General features: G+C 39.8%; 24 protein-coding genes and 1 riboswitch. Of the genes, 21 read left to right on the top strand and 3 right to left on the bottom strand.

Features of this window, described 5'->3' with window-relative positions:
• The first annotated feature begins 55 nt into the window (after nt 1-55).
• The gene (locus tag IEU65_RS03175; protein WP_010294168.1) at nt 56-1,039 is read left to right on the top strand and encodes an aldose epimerase family protein; all 984 of its coding nucleotides are present in this window, start codon (nt 56-58) and stop codon (nt 1,037-1,039) included.
• Between the two features lie 2 nt (nt 1,040-1,041).
• Nucleotides 1,042-1,713 (top strand): beta-phosphoglucomutase, encoded by a 672-nt coding sequence (gene pgmB / locus IEU65_RS03170; RefSeq protein ID WP_010294166.1) that lies wholly within the window; start codon nt 1,042-1,044, stop codon nt 1,711-1,713.
• Between the two features lie 51 nt (nt 1,714-1,764).
• Here the strand turns inward: pgmB and IEU65_RS03165 are convergent, their stop codons facing one another.
• Complete coding sequence (locus IEU65_RS03165; protein WP_010294164.1) at nt 1,765-2,757, bottom strand: LacI family DNA-binding transcriptional regulator; 993 nt, start codon at nt 2,755-2,757, stop codon at nt 1,765-1,767.
• Between the two features lie 116 nt (nt 2,758-2,873).
• Here IEU65_RS03165 and IEU65_RS03160 point away from each other — a divergent pair, with 116 nt between their 5' ends.
• The 6 genes from IEU65_RS03160 (at nt 2,874) to IEU65_RS03135 (ending at nt 11,957) form a co-directional block, all read left to right on the top strand.
• Nucleotides 2,874-4,550 (top strand): alpha-glucosidase, encoded by a 1,677-nt coding sequence (locus IEU65_RS03160; RefSeq protein WP_031941336.1) that lies wholly within the window; start codon nt 2,874-2,876, stop codon nt 4,548-4,550.
• Nucleotides 4,551-4,620: 70 nt separating this feature from the next.
• Nucleotides 4,621-5,964, top strand: coding sequence for an SLC45 family MFS transporter (locus IEU65_RS03155; protein ID WP_168441501.1), 1,344 nt, complete (start codon nt 4,621-4,623; stop codon nt 5,962-5,964).
• A 15-nt stretch (nt 5,965-5,979) separates the two neighbouring features.
• Nucleotides 5,980-7,662, top strand: coding sequence for a glycoside hydrolase family 13 protein (locus IEU65_RS03150; RefSeq protein ID WP_010294154.1), 1,683 nt, complete (start codon nt 5,980-5,982; stop codon nt 7,660-7,662).
• A gap of 351 nt (nt 7,663-8,013) precedes the next feature.
• Nucleotides 8,014-9,315, top strand: coding sequence for a histidine--tRNA ligase (gene hisS / locus IEU65_RS03145; protein ID WP_010294151.1), 1,302 nt, complete (start codon nt 8,014-8,016; stop codon nt 9,313-9,315).
• On the top strand, nt 9,312-11,087 hold the full coding sequence (aspS, locus tag IEU65_RS03140) for an aspartate--tRNA ligase (RefSeq protein ID WP_010294148.1): 1,776 nt from the start codon (nt 9,312-9,314) through the stop codon (nt 11,085-11,087). Before hisS ends, aspS begins: the two co-directional genes overlap by 4 nt.
• A gap of 3 nt (nt 11,088-11,090) precedes the next feature.
• Nucleotides 11,091-11,957 carry a YitT family protein gene (locus IEU65_RS03135; protein ID WP_031941335.1) on the top strand — a complete coding sequence of 289 codons (867 nt, stop codon included), beginning with the start codon at nt 11,091-11,093 and terminating at the stop codon, nt 11,955-11,957.
• A gap of 47 nt (nt 11,958-12,004) precedes the next feature.
• Here IEU65_RS03135 and IEU65_RS03130 read toward each other — a convergent pair whose 3' ends face one another.
• Both IEU65_RS03130 and IEU65_RS03125 read right to left on the bottom strand, forming a co-directional pair.
• Complete coding sequence (locus IEU65_RS03130) at nt 12,005-13,423, bottom strand: amino acid permease (protein ID WP_010294145.1); 1,419 nt, start codon at nt 13,421-13,423, stop codon at nt 12,005-12,007.
• A gap of 98 nt (nt 13,424-13,521) precedes the next feature.
• Complete coding sequence (locus IEU65_RS03125) at nt 13,522-15,069, bottom strand: PucR family transcriptional regulator (RefSeq protein ID WP_139968410.1); 1,548 nt, start codon at nt 15,067-15,069, stop codon at nt 13,522-13,524.
• A gap of 134 nt (nt 15,070-15,203) precedes the next feature.
• Between IEU65_RS03125 and IEU65_RS03120 the strand changes: the two genes are divergently transcribed.
• The 13 genes from IEU65_RS03120 to cmk all read left to right on the top strand — a co-directional run bounded on the left by IEU65_RS03120 (nt 15,204) and on the right by cmk (nt 25,277).
• Nucleotides 15,204-16,478 (top strand): MFS transporter, encoded by a 1,275-nt coding sequence (locus IEU65_RS03120; protein WP_147651805.1) that lies wholly within the window; start codon nt 15,204-15,206, stop codon nt 16,476-16,478.
• A gap of 43 nt (nt 16,479-16,521) precedes the next feature.
• Entirely contained in the window at nt 16,522-18,024 is a 1,503-nt protein-coding gene (locus tag IEU65_RS03115; protein WP_010294140.1) for a carboxypeptidase M32, read from the top strand.
• 78 nt (nt 18,025-18,102) lie between these two features.
• The gene (rpsU, locus tag IEU65_RS03110; protein WP_004899901.1) at nt 18,103-18,288 is read left to right on the top strand and encodes a 30S ribosomal protein S21; all 186 of its coding nucleotides are present in this window, start codon (nt 18,103-18,105) and stop codon (nt 18,286-18,288) included.
• A gap of 105 nt (nt 18,289-18,393) precedes the next feature.
• Nucleotides 18,394-18,843: a GatB/YqeY domain-containing protein gene (locus IEU65_RS03105; RefSeq protein WP_010294117.1), complete on the top strand. Its 450-nt coding sequence runs from the start codon at nt 18,394-18,396 to the stop codon at nt 18,841-18,843.
• 58 nt (nt 18,844-18,901) lie between these two features.
• Nucleotides 18,902-19,765: a CvfB family protein gene (locus IEU65_RS03100; protein ID WP_004910057.1), complete on the top strand. Its 864-nt coding sequence runs from the start codon at nt 18,902-18,904 to the stop codon at nt 19,763-19,765.
• Nucleotides 19,762-20,658, top strand: coding sequence for a site-specific tyrosine recombinase XerD (gene xerD, locus IEU65_RS03095; RefSeq protein ID WP_010294112.1), 897 nt, complete (start codon nt 19,762-19,764; stop codon nt 20,656-20,658). Before IEU65_RS03100 ends, xerD begins: the two co-directional genes overlap by 4 nt.
• Before the next feature lie 3 nt (nt 20,659-20,661).
• Nucleotides 20,662-21,036, top strand: a complete 375-nt coding sequence (locus IEU65_RS03090) for a hypothetical protein (protein WP_031941334.1) — start codon at nt 20,662-20,664, stop codon at nt 21,034-21,036.
• Complete coding sequence (locus IEU65_RS03085; protein ID WP_010294109.1) at nt 21,003-21,770, top strand: segregation and condensation protein A; 768 nt, start codon at nt 21,003-21,005, stop codon at nt 21,768-21,770. The genes IEU65_RS03090 and IEU65_RS03085 overlap by 34 nt, the downstream gene beginning before the upstream one ends.
• Before the next feature lie 2 nt (nt 21,771-21,772).
• A complete protein-coding gene (scpB, locus tag IEU65_RS03080) occupies nt 21,773-22,357 on the top strand; it encodes an SMC-Scp complex subunit ScpB (protein WP_010294108.1) in 585 nt (194 codons plus the stop codon).
• A gap of 8 nt (nt 22,358-22,365) precedes the next feature.
• The gene (locus IEU65_RS03075) at nt 22,366-23,115 is read left to right on the top strand and encodes a pseudouridine synthase (protein ID WP_031941333.1); all 750 of its coding nucleotides are present in this window, start codon (nt 22,366-22,368) and stop codon (nt 23,113-23,115) included.
• 28 nt (nt 23,116-23,143) lie between these two features.
• Nucleotides 23,144-23,284: riboswitch (FMN riboswitch) on the top strand.
• Between the two features lie 93 nt (nt 23,285-23,377).
• The gene (locus IEU65_RS03070) at nt 23,378-23,965 is read left to right on the top strand and encodes an ECF transporter S component (RefSeq protein WP_010294103.1); all 588 of its coding nucleotides are present in this window, start codon (nt 23,378-23,380) and stop codon (nt 23,963-23,965) included.
• A gap of 76 nt (nt 23,966-24,041) precedes the next feature.
• Nucleotides 24,042-24,587: a hypothetical protein gene (locus IEU65_RS03065; protein WP_010294100.1), complete on the top strand. Its 546-nt coding sequence runs from the start codon at nt 24,042-24,044 to the stop codon at nt 24,585-24,587.
• A gap of 12 nt (nt 24,588-24,599) precedes the next feature.
• Nucleotides 24,600-25,277: a (d)CMP kinase gene (gene cmk, locus IEU65_RS03060; protein ID WP_010294096.1), complete on the top strand. Its 678-nt coding sequence runs from the start codon at nt 24,600-24,602 to the stop codon at nt 25,275-25,277.
• The last annotated feature ends 30 nt before the right edge of the window (nt 25,278-25,307 follow it).

The following is a 25,307-nucleotide window of genomic DNA, read 5'->3' as shown; positions in this document are numbered from 1 at the left end:
AAGCATGATGATGAGCGAGGAATCGCTCATTTGCTGTATAGCAGGAAAGGATATCATGAAAGTAGTAGAGAAGGATTTTGGACAATTACCTGACGGAAAGGTCGTGACGGCGTTTACCCTAGAAAACATCAATCACACACAGATTACTGCGATTTCATACGGGGCAACTTGGCAGTCATTTTCCGTTGAACGTGATGGTGTCAAACAAGAATTATTAGTACAATTTGATGATTTAGCCGCGTATTTAGATAATCCATTCCATTTTGGAAACACAATTGGCCGTGTTGGTGGACGTCTATCAAAAACTGATTATGATATTGAGGGTGCACATTTTACATTAACACCAAATGATCATGGCAATGTTTTACACTCTGGCATCAATGGTTTTGATGCGGTTAATTGGCACGGTGAAGCAAGAAATTTGGGTACAGCGGCGGAAATTAATTTTACACGTACCTTTGATGATGAATTTGCCGGTCAATTAGCTGCCCGAGTGACTTATCGATTGGACGATGAAGATCGTTTAGACATTATATTTAGTGGCGTTTCAACCGAGAATACATTGTTCAATCCAATGACGCATGTCTACTTTAATTTAGTTGGTAAGGATCAAGATATCAGTCAGCATAAATTACAAATTGCGTCACGTCAACATCTTGAAGTTGATAATCACACGATTCCAACCGGTAACGTGATTGATAATCAAAATACAAAATTTGATTTTGCGCATTTGCATGCCTTGGGACAAGAGCATTATGATGATGCTTGGGTATTAGATCCCAGCCGTCAAGGGGAGGGAGTAGGACTAACTTCACCCGATGAAAGTTTGACCTTGACAGTGGATTCAGATCGCAATGGTGTGGTTGTATTCACTGCCAATCCTGACGATAGCAGCGACATTAAAACAGCGCTTGCTATTGAGATGCAGACCTTGCCTGACGCGGTTAATCATGAAGACTTTGGTGATATTGTTTTGCCAGCAAATGAAACAAAAACATATACTGTAACTTACCAAATTAAAAAAAGTGAGGATAAATAAAAATGGCTAAATTTTCAGATATTAAAGGTTTTGCCTTTGATTTAGATGGGGTTATTGCTGATACGGCGCGTTTTCATGGCGAAGCTTGGCATCAAACAGCTGATGAGGTTGGCACAACTTGGACACCAGAATTGGCTGAAGGTTTGAAAGGCATCAGTCGTATGGCTTCCTTGCAAATGATTTTGGATGCTGGGGATCATGCCGATGATTTTTCTCAAGCAGATAAAGAAGCATTAGCAGAAAAGAAAAATCATAATTATCAACAACTTATTTCAACATTGACGGAAGATGATATTTTACCTGGCATGAAAGATTTTATTCAATCGGCTAAGACAGCTGGCTATACAATGTCGGTGGCATCAGCTTCTAAAAACGCACCAATGATTCTAGATCATTTGGGATTGACCGAGTATTTTGTTGGCATTGTTGATCCCGCCACTTTGACAAAGGGAAAACCTGATCCTGAAATCTTCGTTCGTGCTGCGGAAGTCTTACATTTAAATCCAGAAAATGTAATTGGATTGGAAGATTCAGCTGCTGGTATTGTCTCAATCAATGGCGCAGGTGAGACATCACTAGCCATTGGTAACGCAGATGTTTTGTCAGGAGCGGACTTGAATTTTGAGTCTACTTCAGAAGTGACCTTAGCAAATATTGAAGCTAAAATGCAATAGATAACTAAAAAGAGTGTCAGTGTTTTTATGCACTGACACTCTTTTGTTGTTCTAATTAATGTTTGCCACTGTATCGCCTGGCTTGAGTGTGATATCAGTAAAAATGATGGTGTGCGGCGACAGGTTTTGATCGGCGAGAGTCGTAATAGCTAATTCTCCCATTTGTGCAAAGTTTTGTTGCGCAGCTGTTAGGATAGGACGTGTTATTTGGGTTAGTTCTGTCCCGTCAATGGTCACAATTGATAAATCATCTGGGACGGCAATACCAGCATCTTTCGCCCCATTGAGTAACCCGATACTGATAATGTCTGCTGAGCCAATTGCAGCCGTGAATGGCAGGGGATTGCCAAATTTTTTGATGGCATCTAAACCAGTTTGGTAAGCGTTTTCAACACCCCAAATGAAGTCGGGATTATAAGTAATCCCATGATCTAGCAACGCATCAATAAACCCTTTTCGTCTTAAAATAGCAACAATTGGATCTGGATTGGACGCCCCGATTAAGGCCATTTTACGGTGCCCTTGATTGTATAAATAATCCACGATAGTGTGCATCATGGCGTAGTTATCAGAGGAAATAGAGGGAATGACGTTATTGAGTTGGTTAGAGACACTCAGCAAACGCACGTCAGCTTTTGTTAAGACTTCAAAAACAGGATCTTCAATATCAATCGCTAACATGACAACCGCTAATAATTGCCGAGAAAGCAATGATTTAACAGTTTTGATTTGCTGCTGGCTGTCCGTTTCAACGAAAGCAATCAATAATTCATAACCTAATTCGAAAGCCTTTGTTTGCATGCCTTTAATGATTTCATCAGCAAAGTTAGTGTGCGTGGTTGGTACCAATACACCGATGACGCGACTTTCTTTTTGTGATAAATCGGCGGCCGATTGATTTTTATAGTATCCCATTTCGTGGGCTAATTGTCGAACGCGTTGTGCGGTTGCCTCACTAAAACGCCCGCGATTAGTTAAAATTCGTGAGACGGAGGCGGCTGAAATGCCAGCTTTATTTGCAATGTCTTTGATTGTAATAGCCATAAATTATATTATAACCCAAAATAGTTTGACAAACGAAATGAAAGCGGTTACAATATTAATTGCGTAAACGTTTACTCAAAAAATAAAAAGTTAATTGGAAATCATGAGGCATGATAATGAATCAAAATAAATGGTGGCAAAAAGCAACCGTCTACCAGATTTATCCGCGCAGTTTTCAGGATAGTAATGGTGATGGTGTTGGTGACATTCCGGGCATTATTCAACGACTCCCATATTTAAAAGAACTAGGGGTGCAAGTCATCTGGCTAAGTCCGATTTACCAATCACCAAATGATGATAATGGATACGATATCAGTGATTATCGCAAAATTTTACCAGAATTTGGCACGATGGCAGATGTGGATGAAATGATTACAGTGGCCCATGAGTTGGGCTTAAAAATCATGATGGATTTGGTCGTCAATCACACATCTGATGAACATCAATGGTTTCAACAAAGCCGCCAGTCGCGTAATAATCCATATCGTGACTATTATATTTGGCGAGATCCCGTCGACGGACATGAACCAAATAATTGGTTGTCGGATTTTGGCGGATCAGCTTGGGCGTTTGATGAAAAAACAAAACAATACTATTTACATCTTTTCTCAAAAAAACAGCCTGATTTGAATTGGGAAAATCCAGCGCTACGTGAAGCAATCTATGAAACCATGGCTTGGTGGTTGAACAAAGGGATTGATGGATTCCGAATGGATGTCATCAATCTTATCTCAAAACAAACAGGATTGCCAAATGATCCTAATGTGAACGCCGATAATCACGGATCGTCAATGACATTTGTTGCCAATGGACCAAAGGTACATCAATATTTGCAGGAAATGAATGCTAAGGTGTTGTCACGCAACGATATTATCACTGTTGGTGAAACACCAGGAGTGACAACATCAGATGCTATTCAGTATGCTGGATTTGACAGTCACGAATTACAAATGATTTTCCAATTTGAGCATACGGAGATTGATAATAGCCGTGAAGGCTTAGGAAAGTGGAGTGATGAGCGATTTAATTTAGTAGATTTGAAGCGAATTTTATCTAAATGGCAAACAGAACTGGATGGCAAAGCTTGGAACAGTCTTTACTGGAACAACCACGATCGACCACGTGTGGTATCAAGATTTGGTGATGATTCTGAAGCTTATCGCGTTGTCTCTGCAAAAATGTTAGCCACAACATTGCACTTTATGCAGGGAACGCCCTACATTTACCAAGGTGAAGAAATCGGCATGACAAATGTTGATTGGTCATCAATTTCACAATACCAAGACATTGATACCTTAAATGCCTATCAAGATTTAGTGGTTGAACAGCAACGTGTCTCACCAGAGCAGATGATGACTTATATACATCATTCCTCACGTGATAATGCTCGGACGCCAATGCAGTGGGATGATAGTAATCAGGCTGGTTTTACAAAGGGAAAACCTTGGCTAGCAGTTAATTCGAATTATGAAACAATTAACGTGGCACAAGCATTAGCTGACCAACAATCCATCTTTTATTTCTACAAAAAAATTATTGCATTACGACAGCAAATGCCACTCATCACTAACGGACATTATCAGGTACTGGACATGGCAGATTCAGAAGTCTATGCTTACAAGCGAATTGGTGTTGATTCTGAATTATTAGTCATTAGTAACTTTACGAATCAAACTCAGACACGTCATTATCGATTGAACGATGGCGCGAATATGATTTTAAGTAATTATGATGATGATCAGGGGGATACCTTACGACCTTATGAATCAAAAGTGTACTTTGAAGGTACATAATGGCATGAAATGTAAGCGGTTGCTTTAAAATGGCGTGTGTAAACTAAAATCACTTAAAAGGAGAGTGAATATGTTGAATAGTAAGACACAAAAAAAAGGTCAGCTCCCCATGCTGACCAGCATGCAGTTATTCTTAATGACTTTTGGTTATGCTGGTGTTCAAGTTGCATTTTCAGTACAAACTGGTAACATGGGTCGAATCTTTCAAACGTTAGGTTCAGATCCAACAAAATTGGGATTTTTCTTCATTTTACCACCGTTAGCGGGTATGATTACGCAACCATTAATTGGTTTGTTCTCTGATAAAACTTGGTTGCCTAAGTTAGGTCGACGAATGCCTTATTTGATTGGCGGCTGTTTGGTTTCCCTAATTGTGTTATTGCTTTTGCCAAATACCGGATCGTTTGGATTTGGGTACGGTTCACTGACAGCACTATGGTTTGGTGCAGTGACAGTGTTATTCATGGACCTATCGGCCAATGTCTCTATGCAACCGTTCAAGATGATTATTCCAGACATGGTTAATGAACAACAAACCGATAAGGCTTGGAGTTTGCAAAACATTTGGGGTAGCTTAGGGGGCGTGATTGCTTTCGTCTTTCCGTTTATTTTGACCTCATTTGGGGTAGCCAATACGGCTGCCCGAGGTGTTGTTCCAGATTCTGTTAAAATTTCATTTTATGTGGCAGCGGCTATTTTGTTAATTTCAACGGTCTTTACTATTATGAATGTGAAAGAATACGATCCAGAAACACTGGCCTATTACCACGGCTATAACGCCGAAACAAAGCAGCATGAATCATTTATCACAATTCTAAAGCACGCACCAAAGGTATTTTGGACACTAGGTGTGGTTGAATTCTTTGTTTGGTTCGGTATTCCATATATGTGGACATATTCAACTGGTGCTTTGTCAGAAAATATTTGGCATGTTTCAGATCCTGCATCTGCGGGTTATCAAGCGGCTGGTAATTGGTTTGGTATTTTACAGGCTGTTTACTCAGTTGTAGCAATTTTGGTGGGAATTTTATTCCAGCGTTTGAATAATAAAACGCGTAAAGGTGCTTATTTTCTCAGCTTGATTGCTGGTGGTATTGGCTTTATTGTTGTTGCCTATGGCCATACACATCTTTCATCACTGATTGGATTCATTTTGATTGGTGTTGGTTGGATTGCGTTAATTTCTATTCCATTTACCATCTTGACGAATGCCTTAGATGGTAAACATGATGGCATTTATCTGGGACTGTTCAATTGCTTTATCTGCATTCCGCAAATTGTGGCTTCGGTTGCTAGTTTTGCAATCTTCCCAGCAGTAGGAAAATCAATGGCACACATGTTAGCAATCGCCGGTGTCTTCTTGATGATTGGTGGTTGCCTAATCTGGACCGTAAAAGAAGAAAATCGTAATTAAAAAAGGAGAATTATCATGACAGAAACAATAAAATGGTGGCAAAAAGCAGTTGTATATCAAGTTTATCCTAGGTCTTTTCAAGACGCTAATGGAGATGGTATCGGTGATTTACAGGGTATCGAGCAACGCCTTGATTACATCGAAAAATTGGGTGCTGATGTTGTATGGCTGAATCCTGTCTATGCATCACCAGATAAAGATAACGGTTACGACATTTCCGATTATGAAGATATCAACGCAAAATTTGGTACAATGGCTGATTTTGATCGCTTGCTAGCGAAAGCGCATGAAAAGGGCATCAAAATTTTGATGGATTTGGTTGTCAATCACACATCAGATCAGCATAAATGGTTTATTGAAAGCCGTAGTTCAAAAGATAATGATAAGCGTGATTTCTATATTTGGCGTGATCCAGTGGATGGACACGAGCCTAATAACTGGGGCTCATTTTTCTCTGGTCCAGCTTGGAAATTTGATGAGGCAACAGGGCAATATTATCTACACTTGTTTGTCGAAGGTCAACCTGATCTAAATTGGGTTAATCCTAAAGTACGTCAATCTGTCTTTGACATGATGAACTTCTGGGTTGATAAGGGCATTGATGGTTTCAGAATGGACGTCATTTCCCTCATTTCTAAGCCAGATGGCTTGCCTGATGGTGAAGTGCCAGAGGGGGGCGAGTATGGTAATTCAGATAAAGCCGTTGCCAACGGTCCGCATGTCCATGAATACTTGCAAGAAATGCGTCAACAAGTCTTAAACAGAGCTGATATGATGACCGTTGGTGAAGCCTCAGGTGTTGATATTGAAAATGCCGTTAAGTATGCCAATCAAGACAACTCAGAATTGAACATGGTCTTCCAATTTGAGCACATGGGACTTGATAATAATCCTAATCCTGCGCTTGGAAAATGGTATGACAAAAAAGTTTCCCTCGTTGATTTGAAAGAAAATCTCTCAAAATGGCAGAATGATTTGGCTGGTAAAGCATGGAATTCACTTTATTGGGATAATCATGATCAACCACGTGCTGTAAGTCGTTATGGGGATGACCGTCCTGAATATCGCGTTGTATCTGCTAAAATGGTAGCCACTTTACTTCATTTCATGCAAGGAACGCCCTATGTTTATCAAGGTGAAGAAATTGGCATGACCAACGCCTATAATTTGCAACGTGACGATTTTGATGATGTTGAAATTAAAAATGCTTTCAAATACTTGATTGATAAAGATCACTTAACTGATGAAGCAACCATGCTGAAGTATGTGCATGCCAAAGGTCGTGATAACGCTCGTACACCAATGCAGTGGGACGATAGCAAAAATGCAGGCTTCACAACCGGCACGCCATGGTTAAAGATGAATGATAATTATGAAACTATTAATGCCAAGGCTGCGTTAGCAGACTTAAATTCAACATTCTATTACTACCAAAAGCTCGTTCGCTTACGCCACGAATTACCAATCATAACGACAGGCACATACGAATTGTTGGATCCTGAAGATGAACAAGTTTACGCTTACCGTCGTGTTGGCCAAAATGAGTCATTATTGGTAATCAATAACTTCACCAGCGAAACATTGACGCGTGATTATCATGTGCCAGATAACGCGTCAGTCCTCATTAGTAATTATGAGGATGACGCTTTGACAACACTTCGTCCTTATGAAGCAAAAGTATATCGTTTTGATAAGTAATTTTGTCTTGTAATTGGCTTGACTTTGAGGTGAGATAACTATATCATTAAGGCATATATTAAAGCCGATGAATTGGAAAAATTACGCTCTGGACCATCAGAAATTTTGCGGGTGATGCAAGCAAAACGATGACGTAATTTGTGACACCTTGGAGGACACTGTTGTATAAGGCAGTGCGTGGTAGCGCGATAAGCAATCTAAGTGATGTGTATGCATCAACATCTAAGGTGGTACCGTGCAATTGCGCCCTTAACGAATAATCGTTGAGGGCGCTTTTTCAGTTTTAATGTCAAAATAAAGAAGGAGTCCAACTGACGCGTTTCAAGATGACGTGCCAGCAATTAAAATACCATGGCAAAACCACTTTTCCAGCGCCCTAAGGGCACTGCAGATTTATTACCAGATCAAACAAGCCAATGGCAACACGTTGAAAATGTTGCGCGTTTATTATTTGGTGACTATAATTTTAAAGAAGTTCGAACACCAATATTCGAAAATTTCGAAGTTTTTTCTCGTTCAGCAGGTGACACATCAGATGTTGTCACTAAGGAAATGTATGATTTTCATGATAAAGGTGATCGTCACATTGCCCTACGACCAGAGGGAACAGCCGGAATTGTCCGCGCGTATGTCGAGAATAAACTATATGGACCTGAATTTGATAAGCCTTATAAATCATTTTACATTGGACCAATGTTCCGTTATGAACGTCCACAAGCAGGGCGTATGCGTCAATTCCATCAAATTGGTGTGGAAGCTTTCGGCTCCTCATCACCAGCACTTGACGTCGAAGTTATTGCTATGGCGATTGATTTGTTCCAAACGCTTGGTTTAAAGAATTTACGTGTTGCAATTAACACTTTAGGTGATAAGCAGTCACGAGATGATTACCGTCAAGCATTGATTGACTATCTTACGCCACATCGTGCCGAATTATCTGCTGATTCTCAGGCGCGTTTAGAAAAAAATCCACTACGTGTTTTAGACTCAAAAGATCCACGTGATCAAGTTTTTGTGGCTGATGCACCTTCAATTTTGGATTATTTGTCTGAAGCCTCACAACAGCACTTCCAAAAAGTTCAAGCATTGTTGACGGCTTTGAATCTTGACTTTGAAATTGATCCAACAATGGTTCGTGGTTTGGATTATTATAACGATACAATCTTTGAAGTAATGACAGTTGATGAACAGTTAAAAGGGGCTGCAACAATCGCCGGCGGTGGACGTTATTCAGGATTGGTGTCGGTTTTTGGTGGTCCTGAAACAGCAGGCGTTGGTTTTGGAATTGGTATGGAGCGTTTGGTGAGTTTGTTAAACGCTCAGGGTGTTGCACCGCAAGTCGATAATGACCTTGATTTTTATGTTGTCAACATCGGTGATGAAACAGATGTTGCAGCAATGCAAATCGTGCAAGCCATTCGGTCATTTGGTTTTGTTGCTGAACGTGATTATCTTGATCGCTCAGCCAAAGCACAATTTAAAACAGCTGACCGTCACAATGCTAAGTACGTCGTGACTGTTGGTGAAAAAGAGTTAGCGGCACACGCTGCCAATATTAAAAACATGGCAACTGGTGAACAACAACTTGTTAAATTGGCTGATCTTTATACAGATTTGCCAACAATTATTGATGCGCAAGGAGACGAACAATGAAACGAACAACATATGCAGGTTTAATTGATGAAAGTTACCTTGACCAAACGGTGACGTTGAGCGGTTGGGTGCAAAAGCGTCGTGATTTTGGTGACTTAATATTTGTTGACATACGTGATCGTGAAGGCATTGTGCAATTAACTTTCAATGCTACCAACCAATCAGCTTTGACCGTCGCTGAAGACATGCGAAGTGAGTATGTTGTGGCTGTGACTGGTAAAGTTATCAAACGTGATGAGAGTCAAATTAACGATAAAATTAAGTCTGGTGCCGTTGAAGTTGATGTGACATCAGCTAAAATTTTGGCAACGTCAAAAACACCACCGTTTTATATTGAGGATAACGTTAATGCTAATGAGGAACTCAAGTTGCAGTATCGTTATTTGGATTTGCGTCGACCAGAAATGCAAAAGAATCTACGCGTCCGGTCTAAAATTATGTCTAGTGCCATGCACTTCATGGATACACATGATTTTATTAACATTGAAACACCAATTTTGGCTAAGTCAACGCCTGAAGGTGCTCGTGATTACTTGGTGCCATCTCGTGTTTTCCCCGGATCTTTTTATGCGTTGCCACAATCACCTCAACTATTCAAGCAACTATTGATGGGGGCTGGATTTGATCGTTATTTCCAGATTGCACGTGCGTTCCGTGATGAAGATTTGCGTGGTGATCGACAACCTGAATTTACGCAAATGGATGTGGAAACATCATTCATGACTGCCGACGAAATTCGAGCGCTGGTCAATGAATGGGTCAAAGCAATGATGCATGATGTGGTGAATTTTGATCTTGATACGACTACCATTCCGACTCTAACATGGCAAGAATCAATGGATCGTTTTGGTACGGACAAACCTGATTTGCGGATTGCTTATGAAATTCATGATATTTCTGATATCGTTTCAAATAGTGAATTTGGTGTGTTTGCCAACGCTGTTAAAGCTGGTGGTGTTGTGAAAGCAATCGCTGTACCGGGCGGCGCAGATCACTATTCTCGTAAAGACATTGACAAATTGGCACAATATATTGAACGATTTGGTGCTAAAGGTTTGGCATGGTTAAAGGTAACTGATGACGGACTAACTGGTCCAATTGCCAAGTTCTTTAAACCAGAAGATAGCCAAGCCTTGATAGCTGGTGTTGGTGGTCAAACAGGCGACTTGTTGTTATTTGGCGCTGGTCGTAATGATGTTGTATCAGCTACTTTGGATTATCTCCGTCGTCAAACGGCTGCGGATCTTGATTTGGTGGACAAAACAAATCCTTGGGCATTTGCATGGATTGTTGATTGGCCATTATTTGAGTATTCAGAAGATTTCGATCGTTGGATCGCTGCCCACCATCCGTTTACAATGCCGAACGAAGAAGATTTGCACTATCTTGATGATGGTGAAGATCCACATAAAGCGCATGCGCAAAGTTATGATTTGGTTTTGAATGGGTATGAGTTGGGCTCAGGCTCAATCCGTATTCATCGCATGGATATTCAGGAAAAAATGCTTAAAGCGCTTGGCTTTACACCCGAAAAAGCGCATGAGGCATTTGGTTTCTTGCTTGAAGGCATGGAATATGGCTTCCCACCAATGGGTGGTATTGCGCTTGGGCTAGACCGTTTAGCAATGTTATTGGCGGGACAAGAAAATATTCGTGAAGTCATTGCTTTCCCTAAAAATTCACGCGCTACTGAACCGATGACTGAAGCACCAACACGCGTTGAGACAAAACAGTTGAATGAATTAGGTTTGTTTGTACCAGAAGCCGAGTGATTGATGCAAAAAATATTTCATAATTTCATGAAAAACCAATATGCGAGTCGTGTTGGTGGTGCTATATTTTACGGTGTGATTGTTGCTTTTGCAATGAATTACTTCTGGCATCCTGGTCATATTTATTCATCAGGGTTTACTGGATTTGCCCAGTTAGTTTCAACTTTAAGTGGTGAAAAAATTCCGGTTGCGCTCGCATTGGCACTAGTTAATTTACCAATGTTGATAATTGCATGGTGGCAACTATCTTGGCGTTTTGCTACTTTCACTACATTGGCTGTACTTCTCAGTTCAGCTTTGATGCCACTTTTTGATACAACTCGCGTGTTAACGCCAGACCCTTTAATTAATGCCATGTTTGGTGGTGCTTTAAATGGTATGGCTGTTGGAACAGCACTGCGATATGGCGTAGGAACCGGTGGATTAGATGTCATTGGATTGTTAGTTAAGAAGCATTTTGGCTTCAAAATGGGACCAATCAATTTAGCATTCAATGCTCTCATTATGATTGGTGCTGGGTTAACTTATGGTTGGAAATATGCATTGTATTCTATTGTCGGTGTGATTATTAGTTCACGCATGATTGACGCTTTTTATACTCGCCAACAGCAAATGCAGGTCATGATTATCACGACTAAACCTGATGAAATGGTTGATGGCATTCAGCGTAAAATGCGTCGCGGGGTTACCATCATTAACGATGCTCGTGGCGGCTACACTGGTCAAGAGCGCTCTGTATTACTGACAGTGATTACACAGCAAGAACGCTTTGAATTGCGTGAAGCAATGAAAGAAGTTGATGAACATGCATTTTCATCAACATGGAAAATTGAACATACTGTCGGTCGTTTCTACGAACCAGAGCTGTAAACATATTAAAAGGGATCCAATATCATGTTGGATCCCTTTTAATATGTTTATGAGGCTGTTGACGTTGAAGTCGAAACTTTTGATGAAAACTTACGATGTGATAGATAACCAAAAATGATAGTAAAGACAATGGCACCAATAGCTGACATTCGTGAATCAGATTGGAAGAATAAACTAACATAAATTGCAGCAAAGAATAGTAATGTTAGAGGGCTGGTCCATTTGTAGCCAGGCATGACGAATCCGTTTGGCATAAAGTCAGATGATTCACGGAACTTACGATGAGCGTACATTGTCATCGCATAGACAATAATATACATGTTTGACGAAATTGATGTGATAAATCCAAATGCACTAGTAATTTGTGGAATTGAGTTAATAACAGGTGACAACAGTACTAACACAGCAGTCAGAATAATGGCTTTAGCAGGCACTCCGTTTGACGAGATTTCTCGGAAATTGCCCATAAACTTGGAATCAGACTCTTCGGCCAGTTGATAGAAGTGTCGACCTGCTGAATAAATAGCAGAATTGAGTGCGGAAGCGGCTGATGTTAGAACAACAAAGTTGATAACTAACGCAGCGGCTTTGAAACCAGCTAATTGAAAGACCATAACGAACGGACTTTCATCAGGTGTTTTAGCAATCACATGCCAATTGATAATTGACATGATGATAATCATAGCACCAAGATAGAAAATCAAGATACGGAAAATAATTGTGTTAATCGCTTTTGGCAAAACTTCACGTGGGTTTTGTGTTTCAGCTGTTGTGATACCAACGAATTCCATACCTTGAAAGGCGAAAAATACCATTGGAAATGCAGCGAAGAACATACTTGCACCATTTGGAAATAGTGTGAAGTTAGAAAATACATTGCCAAATGAGGCAACCGTGTGGCCACCACTAGCCGGTGCCTTGAAGCCTGTTGCAATCAAGAATAATCCTGTTACAATCATGGCAACAATGGCGATGATCTTTATCATCGCAAACCAGTATTCGGTTTCTCCAAACAGTTTAACGGCGATGAGGTTAATCATTGTCAAAATGAAGAGAAAAGCAATTTGAATGATCCATGTTTGCCAGTTGGGGAACCAAAATTTAACATAAGTAGAAACCGCTGTTAATTCAGCCATTGCAACGAAAACAAGACCAATCCAATAAGACCAACCTGCAAAATAACCTGCACCTGCGCCCACATACTTACTGATAAAGGAGACAAATGTATGTTGCGACGGGTCAGCATATAACATTTCGCCAATGCCTCGCATCATCATGAAGAAGAAAGCGCCCAATACTGCATAAACAATCAGAATGGAAGGGCCTGTCTTCGCAATTGAATTACCTGCTCCTAAAAATAGTCCGGTACCAATTGTGCCGCCAATGGCGATCATTTGAACATGTTTCTTTTTGAGACCACGAATGGTACCGTCGTGGTTCACCGCTAGATTTGTGTATTCGATCATAAGTAATGCCTCCTTGATTGGAAACAATTTTATCATGTTTATCATCAAATACTAATTTTTCTTTGCACAAACTTATTTTTTTGGTTTATGCAAAGTGACTAATTAATCAGCAATAGTGACAGTTGAATATCCACTAACACATCTGGCATTTCTAAATTAACATCTAACAGCTCCGCAATACGCTTCAAGCGATAATTGATTGTATTGCGATGTACAAACATTGCGCCGGCTACGGCTGTGACGTTTTGATGTAAAAAAATGTATGTTTCTAGTGTCTTGAGAAGTTCAGGATTGTCTAGGATAGGTCCGAGTGTTTTTTCAACAAAGGCATGGCTTTCTTGTGGTGGTAGTAGATGCAGCAGTTCATGCGCACTTTTTGGTCTAAAACGCATAATGGGATGGGTTTTGGTCGTTAATTTTAAAGCGTTATTTGCTTGCTCATAAAGCTCTGCTAATTGTTTCATTTCGCCAGTAACACGTGAAAAGCCAATGGTAAAATCATATTCTAGTTTATCTTGCTCAGTTAAAAAGTCATATAATTCTTGCAAAAAAGAACGCGTGTCAATGGTCATATTAATCAGTAAAACAAGCTGTTGTTTGTGAGAAAAGATCAATACGGACCAATTTGATTCCCGAATGAACCACCGAGTGAGTGCTTGAAGAATTTCGAATTGGCGTGTTTCAATGACTGTTTTCTTTGTCGTAAAATCTAATACTGCAACCCGATAGCGCGCCGTAACGTCAATATTGGCGTCGTTCAAGTAGTGATTGATTGCTTCCTGGTTTAACCCTGATTCCATAACATTCAAAAAAAAGCCGGATCGATTACGGAATTCTGTTTCGTTAATGAGATCTGTGCGAGAGTTCGCAAATCCCAACGCGTTAATGACTTGTTCACGTTTTAACAATTGAAAGTCAGACAATCGATCTTCTGAGGTGGCAATTGCCACGAAAGCTTTATTCTCCTTTAAAGCAGAAAAAATGGGCAAAATATCAAAATTTTGACCTTTAAAAGTGACACGAACTTTTTCTTGTAGATTGAGATAGGCAATACCAGAAGATTCACGTAAAAATTGAGTGAAAAAATCACGTTCCTTGAGTAACGCTGTGCTGGCGTAAATTGCTGTAAAGTGAGAATCTAACAATAAGAGTGGGGCTTCTAAAATTTGGGCACTTAAATCAAGCAAGTGTTGATAAGTGTTATTATGATTGATTGCCGATAATTCTTGATTGATTTTAACAATTTCGTGCAATTCGCCCGTGTGTTTACTTAAAATGACATCACTTAAATTGCGAATTGTAATAGAAATCACTTCATCAGCTGGTGTCCATATAATAGGAATCCGATGTTTATTGGCTAAAACAATCACATCACGTGGTAATTCCGTGAAGTACCGATTGTATTTAATGCCTAGACCAGCCGCGTTGTGCTTATCCAGTTCAATAATTAAACTACGCAATAACGGTAAATTATCATGGAAGAGGTATCCAGTCGTTAAAATTAGCTGCCCTGGTAATAAATATTTTTCAAAATCTGGCGCATCAACAACACCAACTTGACTAACTTCTCGGGCTAAGCCTTCTTCGCCAGCCGCGACAGTATATTGATCCATCAGTGGTTCATTTAACAATGATTTAAATTTCATGGTTTGCCTCCGGAAAATTACCATTATTATGGCACAACTTAACATATTGTACAAACAAAACGATTTTGTTTGTGCAAACCGACGGTGAATAGTCATTCGGATTTCGTTACAGTAGGGAAAAAGGGGTGAATCGTATGCAAGTACAACGTTCAGAACGAGAGATTATTAGTAACATTTTGAAGGGATCGCTTGGTAATTTGATAGAGTGGTTTGATTGGTATGTTTATGCCTCATTCGCTGTTTATTTTGCGCCATCATTTTTTCCGAGCCATGATAAAACGGCTGAATTACTAAGCACTGCTGGCGTTTTTGCGATTGGTTTTTTGATGCGCCCATTAGGCAGCCTTATTTTGGGAAAATATGCTGATCAGCACGGTCGTCGGGCGGCTTTGACATTGTCCGTTCTCATTATGGCGAGCGGTTCACTGGTGATTGCTATCACACCGAGTTATGCGCATATTGGTATTTTTGCACCCGTTATTTTAGTACTGGCACGCTTGTTTCAAGGATTATCATTAGGTGGTGAGTACGGAACATCTGCGACGTACTTGTCAGAAATGGCCAGTCGAAATCACCGTGGTTTTTATGCTTCTTTTCAATATGTGACACTAATTAGTGGCCAGTTAATTGCATTAGGTGTCCAAATCATCCTGCAAATGACGTTGACTAATGAACAATTGACTGAGTGGGGATGGCGAATCCCATTTATTATCGGTGCCCTTGGTGCGATAATTGTGTTGTTCTTACGATTGAGCATGGCAGAATCTGATCAATTTGCTTCACAAAAAGCGAAGTCAAAAGGGAGCCTGAAAGAATTAATGCGGTATCCAAAGGCTGTCCTGACAGTGGTAGGCTTGACTTTAGGCGGTACAATTGCATTTTATACGTATACAACATACTTGCAAAAATTTATGATCAATTCAGTAGGATTACCAACACAGTCAGTCACTCGCATCAACTTTCTAGCGCTACTTATTTTTATGATTTTGCAACCAATCGCGGGTGCAATTTCTGATAAAATTGGACGACGGCCATTACTGTTTTGGTTTGGTGGACTTGGAACTATTTTTACCATACCAATTTTCGTGGCCTTGCAACATGCTACAACAAGTTGGGAGGCGTTTTGGCTCATGTTAGCGGGCTTGGTGATTGTGACAGGCTATACATCAATTAACGCCATCGTCAAAGCAGAAATGTTCCCAACAGAAATACGCGCTTTAGGTGTGGGTTTACCTTACGGACTGACGGTCGCTATTTTTGGTGGTACAGTTGAATATTTGGCGCTATATTTAAGAAAAATTAATCATGAAAATCTATTTTTTGTTTATGTTACAGTAGTTATTTTTATTAGTTTATTAGTTTATTGGCGTATGACTGATACAAAAGCAACTTCTAAATTAGACAAATAAGTGATAAAATTAAATAATATTTAATTTAAGAATGAGGTAAATCATGACAACGCAACAAGACCTATTTGATTCCGTCAAAGAACAGACTTTACTGTCTGAAATTGCAGCGCTTTCTGGCTGGGATGCTTTGACTGGTATGCCTAAAGATGCCGGTCATTTTCGTGCCGACGTTGATGCTTACTTAGCGCAGAAGATATTTACAGTCAGTACTGGAGAACACCGACAAAACATATTAAAAGCGCTCTCATCGGGCACAAATCAGTTAGACGAACTTGGTCGATTAGTACTTGAAAAAGCGCAAAAAGACTATGATATGACGGGCAAAATCCCAGAAGCAGATTTTATAGCTTTTGAAAAAACGTTATCGCAGGCACAAGACTATTGGGCGCAAGCTCGCGAAGCTAACGACTACAAAATTTTTCAACCTTATTTAGAAAAAATTATTGGCTACTTAAAGCAATTTATTCCGCTATGGCAAACAAATGAGGTAACACCTTATGATGTCTTGCTCAATCAATATGAACCGGGATTGACAGTGGCTAAATTAGACGCAGTTTTTGCCCAAGTCAAAACCGGCGTGACTGAGTTGCGCCAACGTTTGGCCAAAGAAGGTACGACGCCAGAAGACTCATTTTTGAAGAGACGCGTAACGAAAGAACAGCAACGACAGTACGCGATGGCGGCAGCACAGCGGCTGGGTTATAACCTAAATAAAGGTCGACTTGATGATACAATTCATCCTTTCATGGAAGCTTTGAATCGTGATGATGCTCGCATTACGACACGTTGGGATGATTATAATTTTCAAATGGCTGTTTTAGGTATTTTCCACGAAGCTGGTCATGGACTTTTTGAGCAAAATGTTGATCCCAAATATGATGATTTTCGTTCTGTTTTGCCAATTAGCATGAGTATTCATGAGTCCCAATCTTTGTTTAATGAGGTCATGATTGGACGTTCAAAGGCCTTCTGGGAAACAGAATATCCTCAAATGCAACAAGCTTTTGAGGGCGTTCTTGATGACGTTGATTTTGAAACTTTTTATGCAGGTTGGCTTAAAACGCAGGCTTCATTCACACGGACAGAAGCCGATCCTCTTACGTATCCATTACACATTATTATTCGTTATGAAATTGAAAAGGCAATTTTTAATGACAATATTGATGTAGCCGATCTGCCGGTCCTTTGGAATGCGAAATATAAAGAATACTTGGATTTAGATACACCTGATGATTTAACAGGTATTTTGCAAGATATTCACTGGGCAGGTGGCTCCTTTGGCTACTTCCCAAGCTATGCATTAGGTCATTTGTATGCTGCACAGTTCCAAGCAACTATGGCAAAATCATTGGACTTTGAAGCAATTTTTGCCTCTGGTGATTATTCACCAATTTTTGAATGGCGAAAAGAACATATTTGGCAATATGGTGGTGCAGTTGACCCACAAGTGATTTTAAAAGAAGCCACTGGTGAGTCACTTAATCCACAATATTGGCTTGATTTGCAAACAAAGCAGTATTTAGCGGCTTACGGTATTGACGATTAGTTAAAAGTCTGTCATAATAAATAAGTATTTAGTGCATGTCGTTTAACGAAATAAAATGCGAGAAAGGAGGGTTATCAAATGGCAAAGGTCATCGTACGTAAGAACGAATCTTTGGATGATGCATTGCGTCGCTTCAAGCGTGGTGTTTCAAAAGACGGTACTCTCCAAGAATACCGTAAGCGCGAATTCTACGTTAAGCCTTCAGTTGCACGTAAATTGAAGTCTGAAGCGGCACAAAAGCGTAACAAAAAGAAGGGTCGTTAATTCGATTCTAAACGTCACATCAGTGGCGTTTTTTTTATGGTAGAATGATAACAAGAAGGTCGGTCAGGTACCGACATTAATTTTAATTACGAAAGAAGAAAAATAATGTCATTGTTAGAAACTTTGAATGCTGATATGAAACAGGCAATGAAAGACAAAAACAAAGAAGCTTTGTCTGTTATTCGCATGGTGAAATCAACCGTCATGAATGAACAAATCAATTTAGGACATGATTTGACTGAAGAAGAAGAATTAACTGTGCTGTCACGTGAAGTCAAGCAACGTCATGAATCACTTTCAGAATTTGAAAAGGGTGGACGCGACGATTTGGCATCAGGTATCAAATCCGAACTAGCCATTCTAGCGAAGTATTTGCCAGCACAATTGAGTGAAGATGAAGTGATTGCTATTATTAAGGCTGCAATCTCAAAAACCGGTGCGACAACGCCAAAGGATATGGGTAAAGTTATGGGTGTTGTGACACCACAAGTCAAAGGTAAGGCTGATGGGAAGTTTGTTGCTAATCAAGTAAAAACTTTACTAGCAGGCCAGTAATTTATCCGCTAAAGCCCAGTATTAGTGCGTGAAGTAGCGCGCATCAAAGGAAAATGATATGAATCCAACAGTTGGTACCACAATTAAAGCACAAGTCACTGATGAAAACAGTCAGTTCTTTTTTGCGCAAGTCGATGGTTTTACTTATGAAATTGATAAGTCAGAACTTCAAAAGCCTCTCAAATTAGGTGGCTTTGTCACTGGCTTTGCCTATGAAAATGAAGATCATAAGTTACAAATTACCAAAAATGTGCCCACAGCACAAAAAGATGTGTACGGTTGGGGGACTGTTGTAGCTAACCGTCATGATTTGGGTGTCTTTGTCGCAATTGGCTTACCAAATAAAGACATTGTTGTTTCGTTAGATGATTTGCCCACTATCACATCACTTTGGCCACAAAAGGGCGATCGGCTCATGATTGCAATCAAAGAAGACAGCAAGGGACGTTTGTGGGGTGAAATTGCACAGCAAAATATCATTAACGCTGTTTCGCGTCGTGCACCTCAAGAAATGAAATCTAAACAGATTAAGGCAACCGTATACCGAAATAAAATGGCTGGCACGCTTGTTTTAACTGAGGATTACTATTTGGGATTCATTCATCCTTCCCAACGTGACGATGAACCACGTTTAGGAGAAGTAGTTAATGCTCGCGTAATTGGTGTACGTGATGACGGCACACTTAACTTGTCGCTGAAGCCCTTAGCTTATAAAACCATGAATGAAGATGCCACTTTCTTGTTGTTACAATTGCAGAGGCGTTCCGATCACTTCCTGCCATTTAACGATAAAAGCAATCCTGAAGCAATCAAGCGACAATTTGGTTTTAGTAAAAGTCAATTTAAACGCGCGCTGGGTCACTTATATAAAGAACGTCTGATAGAGCAGGTCGATGGCGGCATCAAATTAGTTGAACAATGACACAAGAAGTTGACAATGCAATTGTAGATTATTTGCATTATATTCGTATTGAACGTGGTTTATCCGACAATACCATCAAAAGCTACCATCAAGATTTAGTTCGTTTTGGTAAGTATCTTACTGTTGAAAAATTAACATTACGCCAAGTCGATCATATTGTGATTTTAGCGTGGTTAAATCAGCTACGTCAAGAAGGAAAATCTAATAGTTCTGTGATTCATATGGTGACATCGCTACGTAAATTCTTTGGCTATTTGACCCAAGAAAAAATAGTGGCTCATAACCCGATGAGTGACGTACGCCCACCAAAAAAAGCAGAACATTTGCCAGCTGTGTTAACGGTTGAGGAAATCGATCAGTTGCTTCAAGTAGCAGTTGAAGATACAACGCTTGGCATCAGAAATCGCACATTATTAGAAGTCATGTATGCCACTGGCCTTCGTGTCAGTGAACTGGTCAACCTTAAAATGAGTGATTTACATTTGGAGTTGGGTTTAATTCAAACAATTGGAAAGGGTGACAAAGAGCGTATTATTCCGATTGGTGAAGTTGCTATTGATTGGCTACAACGTTATTTTAAGACAAGCCGAATTGCCTTATTAAAAGAGCACGAGTCACCCTATGTGTTTTTAAACGATCGTGGTCATCAAATCACTCGACAAGGTATTTGGAAGATAATAAAAAAATTGGTATTGAACGCAGGTATCACGAAAGATGTTTCACCACATACATTGCGCCATTCCTTTGCGACTCATATTTTAGAAAATGGTGCAGACCTTAGAATTGTCCAAGAATTATTGGGTCACGCTGATATTTCTACAACGCAAATTTATACTCATATTTCTAAAAAGAGATTAAGCGAAGTCTATGATGAGTATCATCCGAGGGCCTGAATGATGATTATATTAGCCAGACAACAAAATGAAAAAACAGTCATGGGCATTTTATCCCTATTACCCGGATTGCGTGAAATTCCGCATTTAAAGGCTGAAATAGCATGGTATCACAATAGTGATACGCGAGAGCTTTATATTTGGCAAGCAGAATCACAAGGTCAAGTTCAAGGGGTTCTAGGTGTTGAAATTTATGATGATGAGATTACCATTATTCGACATGTTGCTGTATCGCCTGAATCACGCAGTGTTAAAAATTATTTTGCAATGCTTTCAGACTATCAGTCCCAGCATCCCGACGTTTTTTTGATGGGGACTTTAGATAACCAAAAATTGATTAACAAATGGAGAAAGTCGGTATCGAAAACAACGGCTTAACAATTAAATTAACTGATTTTGAAGGCCCTATTGATTTATTACTTCATCTCATCAAAAAGTCAGAAATGGATATTTTCGACTTGCCAATTGCCGAAATCACAACACAATATTTAGATTTCATACATACACAGCAAGCGATGCAGCTAGATGTTGCCAGTGAATATCTGGTTATGGCAGCCACTTTATTGCAGATTAAGTCCTATGATTTGCTACCAAATGATCCCATAGAGACTGATTTTGAAGATGATGAGTATACTGATCCACGTGAAGAATTGATGTTGCAATTGTTAACCTATAAACAATTTCAAGTGGTGAGTGAAACGCTTCGAGAACGTGAACAATCAGATCAACAATCTTTTCCACGACTGCCAATGATGGCACCAGAAGATGTTGACCAAGAAATTGGCTTGGCACCGGGATTAGGACTAGTGGACTTGCAAATGGCATTTACGCATCTGCTAGCAAAAAAGCGGCAACAACAACCAATCAGTCGACGCGTGGTCACTGAAAAGTATACAATTACTGATGCTGTTTCAAATATCCATCGTCATCTGCTGAGTCAAAAGGTTGGTGATATGATTGCCTTTACAACATTCTTTGATGATGTTTATGAACGTGAACCGTTAGTCATGACATTTTTAGCCTTGTTAGAAATGGCAAAGGCAGAGAAAATATCGTTGCATCAGATGGATTATGAACACGAAATTTTTGTAGAAATTGAGGATTTGAATTAAAAATGAATAATTTAAGTCAAATCGAAGCATTACTCTTTGTGGCTGGAGACGAAGGTATTTCTTTACCGGATCTGATCACAATGACCGGATTTGAGCAGACTGCTGTGATTGGGATTATTGATGATTTGGCAGCGAAATATGACAATGACTTAAGCTGTGCATTAGAAATCCGAGAAACCGATGGAAATTATCGTTTAGTGACCAAGCCGATGTTAGGCACCGTTGTTAAGCAGTATTTTGAATCACCAACTAATGCCACTTTGTCACATGCACAGTTAGAAACACTTGTTATTGTAGCCTACCGGCAGCCGATTACGAGAATTGAAATTGACCAAATCCGTGGTGTGCAGTCATCAGGCACATTACAAAAATTAGCTATGCGACATTTAATTACAGAAGTTGGACGAAAAGAAGAACCAGGTCGACCAATTTTATATGGCACAACGGTCGACTTTTTAGACTATTTTGGTTTGAAAACCATTAAAGATTTGCCGCCCTTACCAGATTTGGATTCCTTGGACGTTAATGATGATACTGAGGGAGAATTATTTGCTAACCCATTTGCGGTCGAACCAGAAAGAAAGTGAATTTTGATATGCCTGAAGAACCACAACGATTACAAAAAGTGATTGCCCAAGCTGGCTTAGCGTCGCGCCGCGGTGCTGAAGAAATGATTAGTCAGGGGCGGGTGCAAGTTAACGGTCAAATCGTCAACACGTTAGGTGTTAAGGTCACACATGGTGATCACATTCAAGTTGATGGTGCGCCTATCGAAGGTAGAGAGAAGCTTGTGTATTACTTGCTTAATAAACCCCGAGGTGTCGTGACAACAAATGATGATGAAAAAGGTCGCAAAACAGTGCTTGATATTTTGGCAGATGTTGATCAACGCGTCTATCCAGTTGGCCGTTTGGATTATGACACGACAGGGGCTTTGCTACTGACTAACGATGGTCAAGTTGCCAATCAATTGATGCACCCAAAGTCTCAAGTTAATAAAACTTACATGGCCAAAGTGAAAGGTATTGCTACGGAAGCACAACTTGCCCCATTGAAAAAAGGTGTTGTGATCAAGGGGCGTAAAACAGCACCAGCTCGCGTTGCGATCACACGCGTTGATCATGATAAAAAGACGAGCATGGTAAGATTGACAATTCATGAAGGTCGTAATCATCAAGTTAAAAATATGCTAGCAAAAGTTGGTTTACCGGTTGAAAAATTGAAACGTGAGCAGTATGCTTTCTTTGATTTGATTGGGTTACAACCTGGTGAATATCGTAAATTGACAAATGCCGAAGTGAAACAACTGCAGGCACAAGATTATCGGATGTTGCGACGCAAGTAATTTCGTGGTATCATTTATTCAAATTGAATATAAACTTCAGGGTCAGGTGTAAATCCTAACCGGCGGTGAGACATAGTATTTTAAAAATGGTAAGCCCGCGACCTGCGCAAGCAGTTGATTTGGTCAAAATCCAAAGCCGACCGTACAGTCGGGTATAAAGAAGTCTAAAAAAGAAAGTGAAAACTGCCTTTTTGTTGTACCCTGACAAATTGCGCAGTTTTTTTGATTTGGTCAATATGTGCCAAGTTAAGAGGAAAAAAATATGTTACTAACAACGACACCGGTACAACGTGTTCAGCGTTTAACTTTGATTGCAATTTTAAGTGCTATTTCTTTTGGGTTAATGCTTTTTCCGCAATTACCATTAATACCTGGTGCTGATTTTTTGAAACTGGACTTTTCAATCGTTCCAATTATGATCGCCCTAAGTTGGTTAGGTATGACGGCCGCAGTTTGGGTTGTGTTTTTAAGAACAATCTTAAAACTCATTTTAGCAAATGAGGGAATCAATACTTATCTGGGTTTGCCTGTTAATGTGGCTGTCGTGTTAACTTTTATTCTGGTCTTAGGGTTAATGATGTCACAAAAAATGCAATGGTATAAAAAATTAATTGCTATGGTGATCAGCGTGATTGCAATTACTGCTGTAGCCATGATCATTAATTGGTTGGTTGCAATACCGTTGTACGCAACTTTTGCAAATTTTGACATTAACCGCCTGATCGGTATCAAAACTTATCTATTTGGCATGGTATTGCCATTTAACCTGATTCAAGGGATTATTTGGTTCGGAACAGGTGAAATTGTAAAAGCTAGTTTGACGCCGTTATGGCAAAAAATCGTTTCTTAATAAAACGTTATCAAAAAACAATGTGGGGATGTGGTAAAATCTTATTTGAATGAATAAATATGGAGGTCGTTTAAATATGAACGATTATGACCCAAATAACATGAGCCGATCTAATCGGCCCAAAAATAAAAAGATTGAACCTAAGTTTGCAAGAACATCTGATTCAAAGTCTGAAAATAAAGGGCTGCGAGTTGCCTTAATTGTATTGGGTTTGGTCATTTTATCAGCCTTCCCAGTTTATGGCTTCTTCAGTAACCACAAAGGTTCTACACCGCAAACCGTTTCATCATCGAGTCAACACAAATCCTCAACCAAAAAATCATCTAGTAGCACCTCCACTTCTTCTGAGACAACGTCTTCTGAAAGTAGTGTGTCCAGCTCTTCCCAATCAGAAGCAAGCAGTAGTTCTGAAAGTACAACTGATGATGAAACTGCTGCCTCATCATCAAGTGCAGCGTCATCAAGTGTTGCTACTACAACAGCTGTTTTGGGTACCAGCCAAACATTGTATAATTTTGCTGTTACACATGGTTTGACAACAGAGCAAGTAATCGCTTTGAACCCTGGTTTGACGGTTGATAATTACACGCAATATGCTGGCACTGCGTTGAACATTCAATAAGCAAGGATAACAATGATGACAAATATTCAAATTGCAATTGACGGACCAGCATCAGCGGGAAAGTCAACAATTGCTAAAATATTAGCAGGCAACTTAAAGTATGTCTATGTTGATACCGGTGCCATGTATCGTACTATTACATTGGCAGCCAAGCAAGCCGGCATTCCTTATGAAGATGAACAAGATATCACTAAACTACTTGATAAAACTGATATTCATTTTGAACCAGGAACACCTGTGCAACACGTTTTTCTGAATGGTCAAGAAGTCACATCACTGATTCGGTCAACTGAAGTAACGAATAATGTGTCACTCGTTTCCTCATACGCTGCTGTTAGAAAAAGTTTAGTTGAGCGTCAGCGAGCCATTGCCAACCATGATAACGTCATTATGGACGGGCGTGACATTGGCACTACCGTACTGCCAAATGCGCAAGTTAAAATATTTTTGGTGGCTAGTGTCGAAGAACGTGCCCAAAGACGTTATCGAGAAAATGTATCCAAGGGGATTGCAACTGATTTGGATACACTAAGAAAAGAAATAGAAACACGCGATTATAAAGATTCTCACCGCCAAATTAGTCCTTTGGTGCAGGCAAAAGATGCAATACTTGTCGACACAACTGGACAAACAATTGATCAAGTGGTTGATGAAATTACAAAAATTATCAAAAATTCATTGAACTTCTAATTTACACGGTTTAAACCGTGTTTTTTACTA

The sequence above is a fragment of the Leuconostoc pseudomesenteroides KCTC 3652 genome, assembly GCF_014634745.1.
Classification (GTDB): Bacteria; Bacillota; Bacilli; order Lactobacillales; family Lactobacillaceae; genus Leuconostoc; species Leuconostoc pseudomesenteroides.
Note: the sequence above shows the minus strand (reverse complement) of the source record. Positions and strands in the feature narration are given on the sequence as shown.

Bases quoted from the DNA above. Each gene is read 5' to 3' on its own strand.
- IEU65_RS03135 (WP_031941335.1), top strand. From the start codon at position 11,091: ATGCAAAAAATATTTCATAATTTCATGAAAAACCAATATGCGAGTCGT.
- xerD (WP_010294112.1), top strand. From the start codon at position 19,762: ATGACACAAGAAGTTGACAATGCAATTGTAGATTATTTGCATTATATT.
- IEU65_RS03130 (WP_010294145.1), bottom strand. From the start codon at position 13,423: ATGATCGAATACACAAATCTAGCGGTGAACCACGACGGTACCATTCGT.
- hisS (WP_010294151.1), top strand. From the start codon at position 8,014: ATGGCAAAACCACTTTTCCAGCGCCCTAAGGGCACTGCAGATTTATTA.
- IEU65_RS03065 (WP_010294100.1), top strand. From the start codon at position 24,042: ATGAACGATTATGACCCAAATAACATGAGCCGATCTAATCGGCCCAAA.
- IEU65_RS03115 (WP_010294140.1), top strand. From the start codon at position 16,522: ATGACAACGCAACAAGACCTATTTGATTCCGTCAAAGAACAGACTTTA.
- rpsU (WP_004899901.1), top strand. From the start codon at position 18,103: ATGGCAAAGGTCATCGTACGTAAGAACGAATCTTTGGATGATGCATTG.
- IEU65_RS03070 (WP_010294103.1), top strand. From the start codon at position 23,378: ATGTTACTAACAACGACACCGGTACAACGTGTTCAGCGTTTAACTTTG.
- aspS (WP_010294148.1), top strand. From the start codon at position 9,312: ATGAAACGAACAACATATGCAGGTTTAATTGATGAAAGTTACCTTGAC.
- pgmB (WP_010294166.1), top strand. From the start codon at position 1,042: ATGGCTAAATTTTCAGATATTAAAGGTTTTGCCTTTGATTTAGATGGG.
- IEU65_RS03090 (WP_031941334.1), top strand. From the start codon at position 20,662: ATGATTATATTAGCCAGACAACAAAATGAAAAAACAGTCATGGGCATT.
- IEU65_RS03160 (WP_031941336.1), top strand. From the start codon at position 2,874: ATGAATCAAAATAAATGGTGGCAAAAAGCAACCGTCTACCAGATTTAT.
- IEU65_RS03125 (WP_139968410.1), bottom strand. From the start codon at position 15,069: ATGAAATTTAAATCATTGTTAAATGAACCACTGATGGATCAATATACT.
- IEU65_RS03155 (WP_168441501.1), top strand. From the start codon at position 4,621: ATGTTGAATAGTAAGACACAAAAAAAAGGTCAGCTCCCCATGCTGACC.
- IEU65_RS03100 (WP_004910057.1), top strand. From the start codon at position 18,902: ATGAATCCAACAGTTGGTACCACAATTAAAGCACAAGTCACTGATGAA.
- IEU65_RS03085 (WP_010294109.1), top strand. From the start codon at position 21,003: ATGGAGAAAGTCGGTATCGAAAACAACGGCTTAACAATTAAATTAACT.
- IEU65_RS03120 (WP_147651805.1), top strand. From the start codon at position 15,204: ATGCAAGTACAACGTTCAGAACGAGAGATTATTAGTAACATTTTGAAG.
- IEU65_RS03165 (WP_010294164.1), bottom strand. From the start codon at position 2,757: ATGGCTATTACAATCAAAGACATTGCAAATAAAGCTGGCATTTCAGCC.
- IEU65_RS03175 (WP_010294168.1), top strand. From the start codon at position 56: ATGAAAGTAGTAGAGAAGGATTTTGGACAATTACCTGACGGAAAGGTC.
- IEU65_RS03105 (WP_010294117.1), top strand. From the start codon at position 18,394: ATGTCATTGTTAGAAACTTTGAATGCTGATATGAAACAGGCAATGAAA.
- IEU65_RS03075 (WP_031941333.1), top strand. From the start codon at position 22,366: ATGCCTGAAGAACCACAACGATTACAAAAAGTGATTGCCCAAGCTGGC.
- scpB (WP_010294108.1), top strand. From the start codon at position 21,773: ATGAATAATTTAAGTCAAATCGAAGCATTACTCTTTGTGGCTGGAGAC.
- cmk (WP_010294096.1), top strand. From the start codon at position 24,600: ATGATGACAAATATTCAAATTGCAATTGACGGACCAGCATCAGCGGGA.
- IEU65_RS03150 (WP_010294154.1), top strand. From the start codon at position 5,980: ATGACAGAAACAATAAAATGGTGGCAAAAAGCAGTTGTATATCAAGTT.